A 15,074-nucleotide genomic window follows, 5' to 3' on the forward strand; every position below is an offset into this window, starting at 1 on the left:
AAATATCTATGAATCAATGTGTTATGACCAGTTTGCAGTTTGCAGAGATTACCCCTCCTACTACGTAGGAGAGGGAACAGAAGTACCCTCTCCGTTACGTAGGGAGGTTTGCGCCGAGTTTTTGGATGAGTCAGATGGCAGGGTCATGCTTGCTCTGGATCTGGGTACCACCACCGGTTGGGCCCTGCGTGACCGTGAAAGACAAATCTCCCACGGGTACACCTCGTTTCGTCCGAATCGGTTTGAAGGCGGTGGAATGCGGTTTCTCCGGTTCAAGCGCTGGCTGACCGAAATCAAGGCCATCACTGGCGACATTCATGCCGTGTACTTCGAGGAGGTGCGCAGGCACGCCGGGGTCGATGCCGCGCACATCTATGGCGGATTGATGGCCACGCTCACGGCCTGGTGCGAGCACCACGACATCCCCTACCAGGGGGTGCCGGTGGGCACGATCAAGAAACATGCCACGGGAAAAGGCAATGCTGGCAAAGACGAGGTGATTGCCGCCATGCAGGTCAAGGGGCATCCGGTCACTGACGACAACGAAGCCGATGCCCTGGCGTTGCTGCATTGGGCCATGGACCAGGAGGTGTGAGATGAAGATCCCGCCTCACCGTTATCCGTCCCCGCTGGGTCGTTGCCAGCCGGAAATCATGGATGTGGAAACCACCAAACGCGATGGCTGGCAGGAACAGCACATTCTGGTGGTGTCCGGCGATGACTCGCGCTTGGACTTCGTGGAACGGGAGTTCATCCGCCGCCTTGGCAATCGGCTCTATGGAGGGAAACGCCATGAGTGATTGGAATACCGAAGCGGTGACTGGTCGGTTTGTTGAAGCCGCGCGCACGGCCCATCGACTACCTCCCGTGCGAGTCCAGGGATATTTCAATGTCTGGCCGCAGTTCGTGCGCACTGAGTTTGAGCGCATGGCCTGTGAGGAGGTGCCGATGGTGCGGTTTACGCCATCTCCAACAGAGATCGACCGGATGTTGGAGGTCATGGGCTGGGTGCAGTGGCTCGAAGTGGAGGAACGAAAACTGCTCTGGATGCGGGCCGAACGCTATCAGTGGCGTGAGATTGCCAAACGGTTCGGGTGTGCGGAGAGAACTGCGCAGCGGCGTTGGGCAAGAGCCATGGGCACCATTACTGAGAAATTGTGCGAGGGGGAATTAACCGAAGTTGCGGGGAACTGAAAACTCATTCGCAGAGGTGCGGAAGGATGAGGGAAGGAGGGCTTTTGGGGGGTGTCGCGTTTTCCTGAAAATTTGATATGATTCTGGCTATGGTTGCGAGAGTTACGACTCGCAACACCTTCAATGCAAACACCCGCCCAAGACTTGAGCTTCGGCGGGTTTTTTTATATCTGGAATTCCATGACCTCTCTGCAGATTGAATACCGGCCACTGGCGTCGTTGATCCCGTTTGCCCGAAATGCGCGGACTCACTCGGATGAGCAGATCGTGCAAATTGCCTCCAGCATTCGGGAATTCGGGTTCAACAGCCCGATTCTGGTGGATGGAAAACACGGGGTCATTTCTGGGCATGGACGGATTCTGGCAGCGCGCAAACTGGAAATTGAAACCCTGCCGGTGATCGAACTCTCTCACCTGACCGAAATTCAGAAACGCGCCTTCATCCTGGCCGAGAACAAACTGGCGGAACGGGCCGGGTGGGATCAGGAACTCTTATCCCTGGAACTGGCTGATCTGGAATCGGCTGGTTTTGATCTGGAACTCACCGGATTCGATGACAGCGAAATCCGCTCGTTGCTCGACACTCAGGACGAGACCGAATCCGAACCAGATGACACCGTCGATGAAGTGCCTGAGGCACCGGTCAAACCAGTCAGCAAAATCGGGGACATCTGGGTCATCGGGGAGCATCGCATGATTTGTGGGGATGCGGCTGATCCTACCGTGATCAAGGCTCTGATGGGCGATGAACATGCTGTCCTGTGTTTTACCAGCCCTCCCTATGGCAACCAGCGCGATTACACCGAGGGTATCAAGGATTGGGCCAGTTTGATGCGTGGTGTCTTTGCCCAACTGCCGATGGCGGCCGATGGTCAGGTGCTGGTGAATCTCGGCCTGATCCACCGCGACAACGAAGTCCTCCCCTATTGGGACGGCTGGCTCTCCTGGATGCAAGCCCAGAACTGGCGGCGCTTTGCCTGGTATGTCTGGGATCAGGGTCCGGGAATGCCGGGAGACTGGAGTGGGCGTCTGGCCCCGAGTTTTGAATTCATCTTCCACTTCAACCGCAAATCGGTTCGTCCCAATAAAATCGTGGAATGCAAACTCGCCGGTCAGGAATCCCATCTGCGTGCCAACGGTTCATCCACCTCGATGCGCAAGAAAAATGGGGAAGTGGATGGCTGGTCCCATGCGGGAACGCCCACCCAGGACACCCGGATCCCGGACAGTGTGATCCGCATCATGCGCCACAAGGGCAAAATCGGACAGGACATCGATCACCCGGCGGTTTTTCCGGTGGCACTGCCTGAATTCATCTTGCAAGCCTATTCGCAGAAAGGCGATGTGGTGTTCGAGCCTTTCAATGGTTCCGGTACCTCGCTTCTCGCCGCACAGCGTGCTGGCCGGAAATGCTACAGCGTGGAAATCGCCCCCGAATATGTGGATGTGGCGATTCGCCGCTTCCAGCAGAATTATCCGGAGGTTGCCATCACCCTGGCGGCAACCGGGCAGTCATTTGATGAAGTTCGGGTCGAGCGTGAAACCTGCGAGGTGACCCATGTCTGAATTGCAGGTACAGCACTGGCCCACCGGGAAATTGATCGACTATGCGAGAAATCCCCGTAAAAACGACCATGCGGTAGATCAGATGGCCTCTGTCATCACCGAGTTTGGTTTCCGTATTCCCGTGGTCGCCAAAAGCACCGGGGAATTGGTAGATGGCCACCTGCGTCTCAAAGCGGCCCGTAAACTGGGGCTTGCCACTGTCCCGGTGGTTTTGGCCGACGATCTGACCCCGGCACAAATCAAGGCATTTCGGCTTCTGGCCAACCGCTCGGCTACCTGGGCCGAATGGGATGATGAACTGCTGGCTCTGGAATTGGCCGAATTGCAGGAAGCCGGATTCGATCTCGATCTCACCGGATTCTCGGCCGAGGAATGGGATGCGCTCATCAATGGGGAAGAATCCACCAAAGAAGGACTGACTGACGAAGATACGGTTCCCGAAGTCACGGAAAACCCAATCTCCAAAACCGGAGATATCTGGATTCTGGGCGAGCACAAGGTACTCTGTGGCGATGCCACCAAGGCTGAGGACTACAAGGCATTGCTCGGTGACGAACTGGTGGACATGACCTTTACCGACCCTCCATACAATGTCAATTACGCGAATACCGCCAAGGACAAGATGCGCGGCAAGAACCGTCCCATCTTGAACGATAATCTGGGCGAGAATTTCCGGGGCTTTCTGGAGTCTGCCTGCCAGAACATCCTGAATGTCACCAAAGGCGCGGTCTACATCGCCATGAGCTCCTCGGAACTGGATACCCTGCAATCGGCATTTCGTGCATCCGGTGGCAAATGGTCCACCTTCGTGATCTGGGCCAAAAATACCTTCACTCTGGGGCGCGCCGATTATCAACGCCAATATGAGCCGATTCTGTATGGCTGGAAGGAGGGTGCTGATCACTACTGGTGTGGTGCCCGCGATCAGGGCGATGTGTGGCAGATCAAGAAACCCCAGAAGAACGACCTGCACCCCACCATGAAACCCGTCGAACTGGTGGAACGGGCCATTCGGAATAGCAGCAAGACTCGAGATTTGGTGCTGGACCCCTTTGGCGGTTCAGGTTCTACCCTGATTGCCTGTGAGAAATCAGGGCGACGTGCACGCTTGATCGAGATGGATCCCAAGTACGTCGATGTGATCGTTCGGCGCTGGCAGGAGTTCACCGGTAAACACGCCGCCCGCGAGGCCGATGGCCTGATGTTCGACGCGCTCGGCAGCGAAACCGCGGAGGCATGCCGGGATTAGCCGCCAATTTCGCCATATATCATGCGATGTATACCTCGCATTTCTGGCGATTCCAGGTCATAATCACAGCATGAAATGCTGAAGTAACCACAAACATGCGCCTGATTTTTAGCCGAAAAGGTTTCGACTCTCAATACGGAGGCGTACCCAGTCCGATCCTGCCAGACGGGCGGGTGGTTTCTTTGCCGATCCCCTCATCCGGTGACCTGCAGCGCCTTGGTGTGCTAAGGGCTGAGGGGATTGACCTCGGCGTACTTACCGCCGATCTCACACACAATCGCATCGACGCACAGACTGCAGTTCATGTCGATCCGGACCTTCATGGCCCGGCACTTGCGCGCGCATCGGCATGGCGTCCGGCATTCGGACAAATCGCTGCAGCACAAGGCCATTTGCAGAAGCAAGGCGTCGGTCCAGGAGACTTGTTTCTATTCTTCGGTTGGTTCAGAAAAGTAGAGCGAATCGACGGAGTCTGGCGCTACGTTCCCGGAAGCCCGGACATGCACACCCTGTTCGGCTGGTTACAAGTCGGCGAGGTGCTTCCGGTGACGGGTCGCGTGGACGAAGTCTTAAACTGCCACTCTTGGCTGCGGGAACACCCTCACATAGCAGCCGCCGACCGCTTTAGCAGCACGAACAATACAATCTACGTGGCTGCAGAGTCATTATGCTTAGGGGGCACGAACACGGGCCACCCTGGTGGCGGCATATTCGAGCGATTTATTCCGTCATTGCGGCTGACGGCAGATGGCCGAAAACGTTCGTGCTGGAGACTGCCAGCGTGGTTTATGCCTGTTGATGGCCGGCACGCACTGTCATACCATGGGAATAGGTCTCGTTGGGTAGCAGATAGCGATTCTGTGTTGTTGCAAACGGTCGCCAAAGGGCAAGAGTTTGTCCTTGATTGCGATTATTACCCAGAGGCCACGGAGTGGATGGTCACATTATTGACCGAATCGATTTTAACCAGTAGTATCAAAAAGTCGTAAGCCCTCAAAGAAGCAAAGAATTTCAACCCGTATAGGAAACAACATACCATGGCAGATTATAAGTTTGAGGACAGCAAACTTTTCGATGGAAGAAGAAACAAAATCGGAGCCCTTGATGGCAAATACATCCGCAATGAACGGGGAAATAAGTTGGGTGAGATAGATGGCAAGTATTTTAGAGATGAACGGGGAAACAAATTAGCGGAGTTTGACGGAAGAGATATCCGAGATCCACATGGTTCAAAAATTGGCACTATTGACGATGTCAAAAAACAGATCGAAGGTATTGGCGGTGCTTCTCTTGTTGCTATGTGGTTATTTTTTGTACATTGAAATTGACGTTTCTAGCCCTTCATAGGCCAGTTCGGTTTTTTGAATAACTCGATTGTCCGACCATTCCTCCCCGTAATTAAATTCGGGATATTTCCTTATGCCACACATCTATCGTTATGTCATTAGCCATGATGGCGGTTCTGCCCCTCGACCGTATGGCGGCTTCTGCACACTCGCCATATGCAAGCCAAGAATTCGTGCGGTTGCCGAAATCGACGACTGGATTATTGGATTTAGAAGTCGCAGTCACACAAAAGTCGTGTATGTAATGCAAGTGAGAGAAAGCCTACCTCTCGGCGAGTATTGGAGCGATATGCGTTTCCATGATCGTCGGCCCGATGCTACTTCACCAGTACCGGACAATATTTACCGACCAGATGGAAACGGTGGGCTTGAATGGGTTCAGAACAATGTTCACGACTGTAACGAAAAACCAAGGGACATCAGCGGACATAATGTGCTGATAGGATCGCGCTTTTGGTATTTTGGCTCCACCAGTCCAACACTACCGCCAGAACTCATTCATCTCATTCCATATTGTAGAGGCCATACAGTCTATAAAAATCGGCGACATGACGATGTCGAAAATCTTGAGCGATGGCTTGCGTCCTGGCCCTGCGGAATCCATGGCATGCCGATTAATGCCTGCTCAGAATTACAAGCGCGGCTTACTACCACAAAGGCAACAGAAGATCGAACTTGAGGATCTACTGCCGGATGACAGCGTCAATAGTGTTCACAAAACTGCCGCCAACGCTCTCTACAACGAAATCTTTGTGGTGACGGAACCCCCATCTCCTACCAAATTGATCGGTTGGCCAAGCGTGCCGCCTTCTCCAGCCTTGTTCAGTCAATCCGATAGACCCGTGTCCTACCTTGAATCTTATCTGAAACGATGATCAGCCCAAGTTTCTTCTTGAGGGCCCCAGTAAAGGTACCGCGCACCGTGTGTGCAAGCCAGCCAGTAACCTCGCAGATCTGCGGAATGGTCGCACCCTCGGGCCGCTTGAGCATGCCGATTACAGTGGCCTGCTTGCTGTTGTCGCGGGTACGACGAACCGGTGTTTGAGATTCATCCGTCACCTCAGCAGATTTGATGATTTCATCGAGGACTTCGACCGCAATTGGCCCTGGACGCGGAACTCCGAGGGCATCGTAGCCTTCTGCGGCCACGAACCAGTCACTGCCCAGCGGAGTGATGAGGACGCGGTTGAACAATCCTTCAAGCACCTTTTTGCGCGCGCCGCCCTTGATGTTGTCGGGAAACCAGGCGATCTTGCCATCAGTGTTGTGAATGGCATGGGCCAGGATGGCATGTTGAGCGGCGGTGAATTCGGTTTTCATGATGATCTCCTGTGTGAGAGTTATCGGTTATTCGTTGCTGCCAAATGTGGTGAGCAGTTCGTCTAAAAGTGTTTGCACCCGATCCAGGTCGCCCACATGACCCCAATGGATGGCATCGGGGTCGTTGCCAAAATGGTCGTCTGCCATTTGCTTGAGTTGTTCGATCTTGGCCTGGATGGCGGTCGATTTGGTGATGTAGGTGGCGAGGGCGTCGGGTTGGGTTTTCATTTTCGTGGCTTCCTGTGTTGATTGACGGTAATGACATTTACGCTCTGTTCCACATCAAAGCCAAGCACAATCAGCATCATTTTTCGTTCTTTCTGAACACTCATGGCACAGCGCGCTCCGACTCCTTGTCGTTACCCAAACTGCCGTAAACTGGTTGTGAAACCGGGCTATTGCGAGCAACACCTGCGACAGGTTCGTAAACAATGGGATGACCGTCGAGGCAACGCCTCGGCGCGCGGTTATGGCTCGCGGTGGCAAAGGGCTCGTGCGGTATTTTTGTCTTACCACCCGCTTTGTGCCGAGTGCAATCGTCAGGGTCGGGTCACACCGGCCTCCGTGGTGGATCACATCCAGCCGCACCGAGGCAATCAGGAATCGTTTTGGGACACGAACAACTGGCAAAGCCTGTGCAAACCTTGCCACGACATAAAAACCGTCAAGGAGGACGGAGGTTTTGGCCGTTCGCCGCCGCCAGGCACAACCTCGGCGCAAAAAACCAACCGGTAGGGGGGTCATTTCCTTCGGGCCGCCCGGTGCCAGACCGCGCGCCTGCCCAAATTTTTGTTTCCGCGAAATTCATTACCCCCTATCGGCGAGCTTGATAGATAAGGGTATTTTTTGGAACACGACCGAATAATTTCATGCTGCAGCCCATATGCGATGAGGATTTGAAAAACCTCGCAGTGACGGCAGAAGACCTTGCCAGAATGGCGATCACTGAAGAGAACCTGAGGCAGTTGCGTCTCAGCGAAGACGACCTGACGGCAATGCTGTCTGGGCAAATGAATCAGGAACCAAACCATGGCGACCCGAGGCCGCAAACCAACCCCGATTGAACTGAAACTGTTGCGTGGTAATCCCGGCAAACGCCCACTCAAGGCAAACGCGCAAGTGGTCCAGCAGACAGAGGCGGCCCTCACCGATAATCCACCAGCCATGCTGCTGGAAGAAGCTCATTCCTCCGGAAAAACCGTTCGCAGAGATGGCGCGTAGCGCCACCTCGCAAAACGCCGCTTTCGGCTATCGTCCCAATGTAACCGAAGAACTGTTCTGAACTTCGCCACTCTCAGCCGGGCAGCCCCTCTGGGTCAGCCCGGCCCCCCCCTTCCTGAAGATGGGAACAAAATCCCTGGCTCACGGGAAAACCCACAAACAATTTGCACCACTCAGCACCGCATAAGCACTGCGGTCATTCACCATCCCATCGCAATCCCTCAATCCTCACAGAGCGTGCAAATCAACACCTCATTTATCTTGCTTCCGCTCACGGGGTGTTCCACACCCCAATGCGGTGCGTTTATCTCTGGAACGCAAGCGCCAGGAACAGCACCGTCCTCCCCCTCTGGATCTGCCCGATCATATCAAGCAACGGGATGTCATCGTTCGCTCTCCCAGTCTGGATGCTTATGACCAACTCTATCTGGGAGGACTCTCCCATGAGTGATGATCTGTACCGCAGAGCCCAATCTCTCAAGTTACACGGGTTGTGTCAGCATTGGCAGGAAGTGGTCCAGTTCCCGTGGGTCTCGACCTTGTTGGGGTGGGAGGAACAGGCACGCACGGAACGTAGTCTCGCCCGGCGCCTGAATGCCGCCCGTATCGGTGCCTTCAAGCCCCTCTGCGACTTCGACTGGAGTTGGCCCACCCAGTGTGACCGCGAACTTCTGGAGGAACTCATGACCCTGGAATTCATGAAGAAACACGAAAATGTGGTCTTCATTGGTTCCAATGGCGTGGGCAAAACCACACTGGCAAAAAACATCGCACAGCAGGCCATCCTTCAGGGCCACACCGTCTTGATGACCACTGCAAGTCAACTCTTGGGCGAACTCTCCGCCCTCGACAGTGATTCGGCCCTGCGCCGTCGCCTGCGCCTCTATGCCAGTCCTGACCTGCTCTGCATTGATGAGGTCGGCTACCTCTCCTATAGCACCCGCATGGGGGATATGCTCTTCCAACTCATCAACCAGCGCTACGAATCCAAAAGTACCTTGTTTACCACCAACCGACCCTTCGCGGAATGGCCGGAAGTCTTCTCCAGTTCAGGTTGTGTGGTCTCCATGGTGGATCGCATCCTTCATCGTGCTGAAATCGTCCACCTCGAAGGCCAATCTTACCGCGCCAAAGAAGCTGCCGAACGCGCAACCCGGCGCAGGAAGAAACCAAAAACCAAACCCAATCCTTGATCAACCCTCACAAAACCGCGTAATACCCCTCATATTTACGCGGCTCCTCACCCCTGACAACAGTCATCCCCGGCATACCTCTGGGCTTGTTGACGAATGCCGTGCAAACGCTCGCAGGAATTTTATTGCCCAGCGCTACTGTGTTTCTGCTGTTGTTGTGCAACGACAGGGAAGTGCTCGGTCCGTGGGTCAACGGCAAGATGCTTAACATCTTCACGGCTTTTGTGTGCGGGATACTGATCGTTTTGTCCCTGGTTCTGACGGCTTCGGTGGTGTTTCCGAGTCTCTCCGGCAATTCGATCATCATGATACTGGTCGGCGGCGGCATTGCGGGTGTGCTGACAGCGGCAGGAATGGGGGTGTGGCACGTCTGGAAAGGCGCTGGACAACACGACATCGAACCCGATTGCGCGCGGGTTTATACCGCTGAGGAAGTCATCAATTGGCGCATGCCTGCGCTGGATGCGCTGAAACCGGCGCAACTCTCGGCCACGAAACGCACCTGGATGGGTGTGTTGCGCACGTATCTCGTGATAGTGTCATCAGCAACTTGAAATTGGGCCAAAAGCAGCAGTTTGAAATTGGAAGTCAAGTCGGCTAAGGGGGGGTGATATTTATTGTGACTGTCACATAATCCAGATTCACCGAACCCTCAACTTCCCGATTCTTTCAGTGATATCGTCGCCGTAACTTTATGATCATGTTTTGCGAGGTGGGGCTTTGCCCCATCCCTGCGAACTGCTTTTCCTCTGGGAGGGCATGGTCATGGCTACGGGCTATCGCTTCAAGTGCCTAAATTGCCACAAGTTATTCCGTCCTGATCCACGCAATCGTCGACACCAGAAGTACTGCTCACAACCGGAATGTCGAGCGGCCAGTAAAGCGGCCAGTCAGCAGCGTTGGCTCGCCAAACCCGAGAATGTTTCGTACTTTAAAGGCCCGGTCCATGTGAACCGGGTCCAACAGTGGCGTGCCGCCCATCCCGGCCACGGGCAATCCCGCCCTTCCAAGAGTTCTGCGTTACAAGATCTCTCAATCACGCAACCGACTGATAATAATAACGAAATAGCCAAATTCGCCAACCACCCGTTACAAGAGATCATAAACGCGCAACCCGCTGTTCTGATTGGACTTATCGCCCATTTCGCCGCATCACCGTTACAAGATGACATAGCCTTTTCTGCCCGACAACTGATACAACTGGGGCGTGACATCCTGGCTTCCCACCCCGCCGGTGGGAGCCCCCATGGAGGGTTTTGCCCGTGATTTCCTACGAACAGTTCTGTCAGATCCACGACCTGCATCAACGCCAGGCGTTGAATGCGGCTCAGATTTCCCGCGTCTTGAATCTGGATCACAAAACGGTAGCCACCTGGTTGGCTCGGCCCCACTTCATCTCCCGTGCCGCCGCCAAACGCAATAGCCTGCTGGAACCCTTCAAAGGCACCGTTGCCCATCTGCTCAACGCCCACCCCTACAGTGCCCAGCAAATCTATCAACGACTGCTCGAGGAAGGTTATACCGGTAGCCTGACCCTGGTGCGTGACCATGTCCGCCAAACCCGCCCCGTCCAGCGTCCGGTCTACCTCAAACTCCATTTCAGCCCCGGTGAATGTGCCCAGGTCGACTGGGGTGAATTCTCCACCATCGCCGTCGGTAATACCCGCCGTCGCCTCTCCTTCTTCGTCATGGTCCTGGCCTACAGTCGCATGACCTACATCGAATTCACTGTCTCCCAAACCATGGAGCATTTCCTCGCCTGCCACGAACACGCTTTCCAGGCCTTTGGTGGGGTCCCTACCAGAATCATGGTGGATAACCTCAAGTCAGCCGTCCTCAGTCGCCTCGTCGGCGAGGCCCCTGTCCTCAACCCCAAGTACCTCGATTTCTCCCGCCACTACGGCTTCGATATCACGGCCTGTAATGTAGCAAAGGGAAATGAAAAGGGCCGCGTCGAGTCCGGCGTTGGCTATGTCAAGAAGAATTTCCTCAATGGCCGTGAACTCAAGGATTTCCAACTCATCAACCCGGCCGCCAAACTCTGGCTCGATACCATCGCCAATGTCCGTTGTCATGGCGAGACACGACAACGCCCCTGTGATCTGTTCATTGAAGAGAAACCACACCTACGCCCGCTCAATTCCAATCCTTACGACTATGCCCGCACCCTCAGTTTGGTGGCCAACAGTCAGTTCCGCTTTACCGTCGACACCAACCACTACTCCGTTCCCGCTGATTATGCACACCGCCGTCTGACCATCAAGGCCCATCCTGATCGCCTGTGTGCCTATTACGACGGACAACTCATCGCCCGTCATGTCCGCTGCTATGACCGGCATCAGGACATCGAACAACCAGATCACGCCAAGGTCCTGCTGAACCAGCGTCAGCATGCCCGTGAACAGCGCCTGGTCATGAACTTCCTGGCCCTTTCGCCCCATGCCCCTGCCTTCTACGAAGGATTACAGCACAAACAACTCAATACCCGTCACCACCTGCGTCTCATTCTGGCTCTCGCGGAAATCTATCCCAGTGCCGAAATGGATCGAGCCATCCAGGACGGGCTGGCCTTCCAAGCCTTCAGTGCCGATTACCTCACCAATATCCTGGAAATGCGCGCCCGTGCTCTGCCAGAACCTGGCCCCTTGCACCTCACTCGCCATCAGGATCTGCTTGAGATCGATATCTCTCCCCCAGACCTTTCTCTCTATGAGGAGCACTGACCATGACCGATCCCCTCGATAGCCATCTCGAGAGCTTGCATCTGCCTTATACACGCCAACATTACACCGCCTTGTCCAAGGTGGTGGGAGAGCGCTCCTGGTCCTGCATCGATTACCTCGAGAACCTTATCCAGGGTGAAATCGAAGAACGCAACACCCGCTCCATTCAACGGCGTATTGCCGCAGCCCGTTTCCCGGTCATCAAATCCCTCGAGAACTTCCAGTGGTCCTGGCCCAAAACCATCGATCGGGAGAAAGTGCAATCCCTGTTCCGTTTCGGTTTCCTTACTGGGGAGTTACCTTCCAATATCATTCTGGTGGGCAATGTGGGTCTGGGTAAAACCCATCTCTCCATTGCCTTGGGACATACCGCTTGCCTGCGTGGGCATTCCGTTCTCTTTACCACCGCGGTGGACATCATCAATACCTTGGCCGCTGCTCAGTCCAGTGGACGCCTCAAGCAGGAACTCGCTCGCTATCTCAAACCGGCCCTTCTCATCATCGATGAACTGGGGTATCTGCCCATCGACAAGCAAGGGGCTGATCTCCTGTTTCAGATCATCAGCCAGCGCTATGAGCGTGCCCCCATCGTCATCACCACCAACCGGACATATAAACACTGGTCCAGTATCTTCAATAACGACAGCACCCTGACCTCCGCACTTCTGGACCGTCTCTTGCACCATGCCGAAACCATCGTCATTGATGGCAAGAGTTACCGCACAAGGGATGACATTCATGACCACTAAATCCAAAAAAACCCGTCAGGTCACTCCTCCCATGATCGCGGACGACCCTCTGGCTCTTCTGCTCCATGCCCCCATGTCTGATGAGGCCTGCGCTCACATCTGGGAATTCCTCAGTGATCTGGCCTTCTTCTTCGAGAGCGCACGCTTCGCCCAGATTCGCCGCTCACATTGTGCGCAAGGCGACCACAGAGCCAAAACCCCAGACTCCCCACTTCACGATCCAGACCAACTCGAACTCTTTCCCGATAATCCACCGTCCTGATCAAAAAATGATCCAAAACCCCAAACTTACCCTCGGGAATTTCATCCTGCTGTTTTATGGGAAATTCAGACTGCTGGTGACATGATAGCCACGGTCATGGTCATCTACAAGGTCATTCAGACCGCTTTCTGAACCGATCGTTCGACCTGCGTTCGCGGCCGGCTGTCCACTTTTTTGATTTTGGGGTTCGGGGAGCAGTGGAACAGCGAACCAACTTAGCAGCGACAGCGTGACGGCACCTATTCAGCAACATGCTGGCTGTTGCCCGAAGTGGGGGCAGCGGCCGGGCCGACCTGACGGCCACCGCTCTGCTCAAAATCATGCGCAACCTTGGCGATGGCTTCATGTAAAGCGGCGTTCAGTTGGGCTTTGCGTTCGGCGGGCGTGACGGTCGTATAGATGCGCGATAGGCGGCGGTCGAAGAACCCGGTTGCACTGTCGGCCCACACCGTGCGGCCGGTTTGCAGGTCGATCATTTCCGCTTCGACTCTGACTGGGCGGTAGACTTCATTCAAGGCCCAAAAGCCCGAGTATGGTGACGCCGGGCAGCAGCACCTTGTGGCCGACCAAAGCCAGCCGTTGGCGTAGTCGAACAGCGCGCTGGGGCGGTCAGTACCCGTCCAGCACAGTGCGCACAGCCAACGACCAAGCCGGAACTGCACACCGCTTTCGACAAACTCGCGATAGCCGTACCGGGCGCGAATCTCGGCTGTGTGCCGCCAGCGCTGTTCGCTCTCGCGGTAGGCGTGCGCGCAGGCGGCGTCTGCAATATCGAGTTGCGATGAAAGCGTATGCAGCACCGCGCCGGGCACGGCGGCCGGGTCTTCCAGGAAGGTGCCGAGAAAGCGTACCGTCGTCAGTTGCAGCGCGTAGCCCAGGCGGGTGCTGTCGCACCGCTTGGTGGCGATCCACTCGCGGTCATCGTCGTCGAGATGAAAGATGAAAGTAGCGCGCCAGTTCGTCGCTGGATAGCGGCCGTAGCGTTCCTGTTGCGTGGTGGACAGGAAACTGACCGGCATGGCGTCAAAGCGCCTCGGCGCAGAAGGTGGCCGGATTGACGATGCGCGTGCGGCCGATGCTGCCGCGTTGCAGCAGCCCAGCGCGGCGGTCGCCGGTCACGAGGTAGTCGGCTTCGCCCGCCAGTGCCATCGCCAGCAGGAATGCGTCGTTCGAATCGTTCGCCTCGATACCCTCCGGCAAAGGCGGCAGGGCATCCAGTACGATGGCCCGCTGCATGTTGTTTACCATCGTGCCGATGCGGTGCGCGGGCAGGATGGTCTTGAGCTTGGGGTAGCGGCTCACGCGCCGCAGTTCGTCAAGCTGCGCCGTCGATGTCACCAGTTCGAAGCGTGCCGCGCGCCAGGCGCGGTAAATCGTGTCAGGCGGGCCGTGCGGCGAGATCAGTGCGCCGAGCAGCACATTGGTGTCGAGGATGACCCGCATCAATGCTCACGTGCCCATTGCACGGCTTCGTCGATGAGGTCGGCCAATTCCGTCTCGCTCATGCTGGCGGCGGCAGTCTTGGCCTGATCGACGGCCCGCTCCAGCAAGTAGGCGCGTACCGCTTCCTCGATGAAACGCGACAGGTCGCCCTTGCGGCCGCCGCCCTGTGCGGCAATGAACATGCGCACGGACTGATCCACGTCCGGCGACACGGCAATGTTCCAGCGAACGGTATTCATGGCGCTTTCCAATCAGTGTTTATGCACATGGGTGTTTATACACCCTATTGACGGCCTTAGCAATAGTTCTATAAAACCTTCGTTTTATGAAACTTTAGTGAGCTACTCGGCGAGGAATGTCCGTCAGCCAACAACCTGACTTTAATAGTGGTTTGCATAATCAAAGTTCGATGTTATATCAACTCAACTTTAGACATCCAGTGCCCATCCTTGCGTCACCGGGACGGTGGCACAATTGGGGTGGAAATGGTTGAAACTGTTGCTGTTTGCTGCTGATTGGGGCATTACAGCCGCAACCTTGGGTCGCCGCGCTGTTCTGGGAAGGCGAATATCGAGGACTTTCGGTTGAAACCATCCCGGAAGGCAACTCCTGTAAATTCCATGCGCAGCCATTGGGCCACCAAACCGCCGATCAATGGTTGCCCGTTGCGCCATGGTGCAACGACAGTCATCGGAAAGGATTCTTCGGCCACCAGACTCAACAGTTGTACCAGGGTGTCAATCAGCGTTTAATTTTTTCCATGAATCAGCGTGTGTTTTCCAGCGATAAATTTCAAGAATTGCTTATG

21 protein-coding genes and 2 pseudogenes are annotated in these 15,074 nt (G+C 55.3%); 16 read left to right on the forward strand and 7 right to left on the reverse strand.

The window, feature by feature from the left end:
* Positions 1-145 precede the first annotated feature (145 nt).
* The 8 genes from HO274_RS02280 to HO274_RS02315 all read left to right on the forward strand — a co-directional run bounded on the left by HO274_RS02280 (position 146) and on the right by HO274_RS02315 (position 6,034).
* Positions 146-595 carry a crossover junction endodeoxyribonuclease RuvC gene (locus HO274_RS02280; RefSeq protein ID WP_031597632.1) on the forward strand — a complete coding sequence of 150 codons (450 nt, stop codon included), beginning with the start codon at positions 146-148 and terminating at the stop codon, positions 593-595.
* A gap of 1 nt (position 596) precedes the next feature.
* The gene (locus tag HO274_RS02285) at positions 597-800 is read left to right on the forward strand and encodes a hypothetical protein (protein WP_273121061.1); all 204 of its coding nucleotides are present in this window, start codon (positions 597-599) and stop codon (positions 798-800) included.
* Positions 793-1,194 (forward strand): DUF6362 family protein, encoded by a 402-nt coding sequence (locus HO274_RS02290; protein WP_273121063.1) that lies wholly within the window; start codon positions 793-795, stop codon positions 1,192-1,194. Before HO274_RS02285 ends, HO274_RS02290 begins: the two co-directional genes overlap by 8 nt.
* Before the next feature lie 180 nt (positions 1,195-1,374).
* A complete protein-coding gene (locus HO274_RS02295) occupies positions 1,375-2,760 on the forward strand; it encodes a site-specific DNA-methyltransferase (protein ID WP_273121066.1) in 1,386 nt (461 codons plus the stop codon).
* Positions 2,753-4,009: a DNA modification methylase gene (locus HO274_RS02300; protein ID WP_273121068.1), complete on the forward strand. Its 1,257-nt coding sequence runs from the start codon at positions 2,753-2,755 to the stop codon at positions 4,007-4,009. Before HO274_RS02295 ends, HO274_RS02300 begins: the two co-directional genes overlap by 8 nt.
* A gap of 95 nt (positions 4,010-4,104) precedes the next feature.
* A complete protein-coding gene (locus HO274_RS02305) occupies positions 4,105-4,998 on the forward strand; it encodes an Nmad3 family putative nucleotide modification protein (RefSeq protein ID WP_273121071.1) in 894 nt (297 codons plus the stop codon).
* A gap of 48 nt (positions 4,999-5,046) precedes the next feature.
* A complete protein-coding gene (locus tag HO274_RS02310; RefSeq protein ID WP_273121072.1) occupies positions 5,047-5,331 on the forward strand; it encodes a hypothetical protein in 285 nt (94 codons plus the stop codon).
* A gap of 97 nt (positions 5,332-5,428) precedes the next feature.
* A complete protein-coding gene (locus tag HO274_RS02315; RefSeq protein ID WP_273121075.1) occupies positions 5,429-6,034 on the forward strand; it encodes an Nmad2 family putative nucleotide modification protein in 606 nt (201 codons plus the stop codon).
* Positions 6,035-6,177: 143 nt separating this feature from the next.
* Here HO274_RS02315 and HO274_RS02320 read toward each other — a convergent pair whose 3' ends face one another.
* Positions 6,178-6,675, reverse strand: a complete 498-nt coding sequence (locus HO274_RS02320) for a DUF3489 domain-containing protein (protein WP_273121077.1) — start codon at positions 6,673-6,675, stop codon at positions 6,178-6,180.
* A 27-nt stretch (positions 6,676-6,702) separates the two neighbouring features.
* Positions 6,703-6,903: a hypothetical protein gene (locus tag HO274_RS02325; RefSeq protein WP_031597621.1), complete on the reverse strand. Its 201-nt coding sequence runs from the start codon at positions 6,901-6,903 to the stop codon at positions 6,703-6,705.
* Between the two features lie 102 nt (positions 6,904-7,005).
* Here HO274_RS02325 and HO274_RS02330 point away from each other — a divergent pair, with 102 nt between their 5' ends.
* The 8 genes from HO274_RS02330 (at position 7,006) to HO274_RS02365 (ending at position 12,823) form a co-directional block, all read left to right on the forward strand.
* Positions 7,006-7,410 (forward strand): HNH endonuclease, encoded by a 405-nt coding sequence (locus tag HO274_RS02330; protein WP_273121081.1) that lies wholly within the window; start codon positions 7,006-7,008, stop codon positions 7,408-7,410.
* 294 nt (positions 7,411-7,704) lie between these two features.
* Positions 7,705-7,896 (forward strand): hypothetical protein, encoded by a 192-nt coding sequence (locus tag HO274_RS02335; protein WP_273121083.1) that lies wholly within the window; start codon positions 7,705-7,707, stop codon positions 7,894-7,896.
* A 298-nt stretch (positions 7,897-8,194) separates the two neighbouring features.
* Positions 8,195-8,347 (forward strand): hypothetical protein, encoded by a 153-nt coding sequence (locus tag HO274_RS02340; protein WP_273121085.1) that lies wholly within the window; start codon positions 8,195-8,197, stop codon positions 8,345-8,347.
* Complete coding sequence (locus tag HO274_RS02345; RefSeq protein WP_273121088.1) at positions 8,340-9,089, forward strand: ATP-binding protein; 750 nt, start codon at positions 8,340-8,342, stop codon at positions 9,087-9,089. Before HO274_RS02340 ends, HO274_RS02345 begins: the two co-directional genes overlap by 8 nt.
* Positions 9,090-9,190: 101 nt before the next feature.
* The gene (locus tag HO274_RS02350; RefSeq protein ID WP_273121091.1) at positions 9,191-9,643 is read left to right on the forward strand and encodes a hypothetical protein; all 453 of its coding nucleotides are present in this window, start codon (positions 9,191-9,193) and stop codon (positions 9,641-9,643) included.
* 708 nt (positions 9,644-10,351) lie between these two features.
* Positions 10,352-11,812, forward strand: a complete 1,461-nt coding sequence (gene istA, locus HO274_RS02355) for an IS21 family transposase (RefSeq protein WP_273121094.1) — start codon at positions 10,352-10,354, stop codon at positions 11,810-11,812.
* Positions 11,813-11,814: 2 nt separating this feature from the next.
* Complete coding sequence (gene istB, locus HO274_RS02360; protein WP_062188605.1) at positions 11,815-12,561, forward strand: IS21-like element helper ATPase IstB; 747 nt, start codon at positions 11,815-11,817, stop codon at positions 12,559-12,561.
* Complete coding sequence (locus HO274_RS02365) at positions 12,551-12,823, forward strand: hypothetical protein (protein ID WP_062188606.1); 273 nt, start codon at positions 12,551-12,553, stop codon at positions 12,821-12,823. Before istB ends, HO274_RS02365 begins: the two co-directional genes overlap by 11 nt.
* 239 nt (positions 12,824-13,062) lie before the next feature.
* Here the strand turns inward: HO274_RS02365 and HO274_RS02370 are convergent, their stop codons facing one another.
* From HO274_RS02370 to HO274_RS13680, 5 genes and pseudogenes are all read right to left on the reverse strand, one after another.
* Positions 13,063-13,299, reverse strand: a complete 237-nt coding sequence (locus HO274_RS02370; protein ID WP_273121098.1) for a hypothetical protein — start codon at positions 13,297-13,299, stop codon at positions 13,063-13,065.
* A 52-nt stretch (positions 13,300-13,351) separates the two neighbouring features.
* Positions 13,352-13,842: pseudogene (locus HO274_RS02375) on the reverse strand (DUF4158 domain-containing protein); the annotation flags it as partial.
* A gap of 4 nt (positions 13,843-13,846) precedes the next feature.
* Entirely contained in the window at positions 13,847-14,266 is a 420-nt protein-coding gene (locus tag HO274_RS02380) for a putative toxin-antitoxin system toxin component, PIN family (RefSeq protein WP_273121101.1), read from the reverse strand.
* A complete protein-coding gene (locus HO274_RS02385; protein WP_273121106.1) occupies positions 14,266-14,505 on the reverse strand; it encodes a ribbon-helix-helix domain-containing protein in 240 nt (79 codons plus the stop codon). Before HO274_RS02385 ends, HO274_RS02380 begins: the two co-directional genes overlap by 1 nt.
* Before the next feature lie 284 nt (positions 14,506-14,789).
* Positions 14,790-15,002 (reverse strand): annotated as a pseudogene (locus HO274_RS13680) (IS701 family transposase); the annotation flags it as partial.
* Between the last annotated feature and the right edge of the window lie 72 nt (positions 15,003-15,074).

Source organism: Ferrovum myxofaciens (assembly GCF_013181415.1).
GTDB classification, from domain to species: Bacteria; Pseudomonadota; Gammaproteobacteria; order Burkholderiales; family Ferrovaceae; genus Ferrovum; species Ferrovum myxofaciens.

Bases quoted from the DNA above. Each gene is read 5' to 3' on its own strand.
- HO274_RS02320 (WP_273121077.1), bottom strand. From the start codon at position 6,675: ATGAAAACCGAATTCACCGCCGCTCAACATGCCATCCTGGCCCATGCC.
- HO274_RS02335 (WP_273121083.1), top strand. From the start codon at position 7,705: ATGGCGACCCGAGGCCGCAAACCAACCCCGATTGAACTGAAACTGTTG.
- HO274_RS02325 (WP_031597621.1), bottom strand. From the start codon at position 6,903: ATGAAAACCCAACCCGACGCCCTCGCCACCTACATCACCAAATCGACC.
- HO274_RS02280 (WP_031597632.1), top strand. From the start codon at position 146: ATGCTTGCTCTGGATCTGGGTACCACCACCGGTTGGGCCCTGCGTGAC.
- HO274_RS02345 (WP_273121088.1), top strand. From the start codon at position 8,340: ATGAGTGATGATCTGTACCGCAGAGCCCAATCTCTCAAGTTACACGGG.
- HO274_RS02295 (WP_273121066.1), top strand. From the start codon at position 1,375: ATGACCTCTCTGCAGATTGAATACCGGCCACTGGCGTCGTTGATCCCG.
- HO274_RS02285 (WP_273121061.1), top strand. From the start codon at position 597: ATGAAGATCCCGCCTCACCGTTATCCGTCCCCGCTGGGTCGTTGCCAG.
- HO274_RS02330 (WP_273121081.1), top strand. From the start codon at position 7,006: ATGGCACAGCGCGCTCCGACTCCTTGTCGTTACCCAAACTGCCGTAAA.
- HO274_RS02300 (WP_273121068.1), top strand. From the start codon at position 2,753: ATGTCTGAATTGCAGGTACAGCACTGGCCCACCGGGAAATTGATCGAC.
- HO274_RS02305 (WP_273121071.1), top strand. From the start codon at position 4,105: ATGCGCCTGATTTTTAGCCGAAAAGGTTTCGACTCTCAATACGGAGGC.
- HO274_RS02380 (WP_273121101.1), bottom strand. From the start codon at position 14,266: ATGCGGGTCATCCTCGACACCAATGTGCTGCTCGGCGCACTGATCTCG.
- HO274_RS02290 (WP_273121063.1), top strand. From the start codon at position 793: ATGAGTGATTGGAATACCGAAGCGGTGACTGGTCGGTTTGTTGAAGCC.
- HO274_RS02310 (WP_273121072.1), top strand. From the start codon at position 5,047: ATGGCAGATTATAAGTTTGAGGACAGCAAACTTTTCGATGGAAGAAGA.
- HO274_RS02365 (WP_062188606.1), top strand. From the start codon at position 12,551: ATGACCACTAAATCCAAAAAAACCCGTCAGGTCACTCCTCCCATGATC.
- istB (WP_062188605.1), top strand. From the start codon at position 11,815: ATGACCGATCCCCTCGATAGCCATCTCGAGAGCTTGCATCTGCCTTAT.
- HO274_RS02370 (WP_273121098.1), bottom strand. From the start codon at position 13,299: ATGATCGACCTGCAAACCGGCCGCACGGTGTGGGCCGACAGTGCAACC.
- HO274_RS02385 (WP_273121106.1), bottom strand. From the start codon at position 14,505: ATGAATACCGTTCGCTGGAACATTGCCGTGTCGCCGGACGTGGATCAG.
- HO274_RS02315 (WP_273121075.1), top strand. From the start codon at position 5,429: ATGCCACACATCTATCGTTATGTCATTAGCCATGATGGCGGTTCTGCC.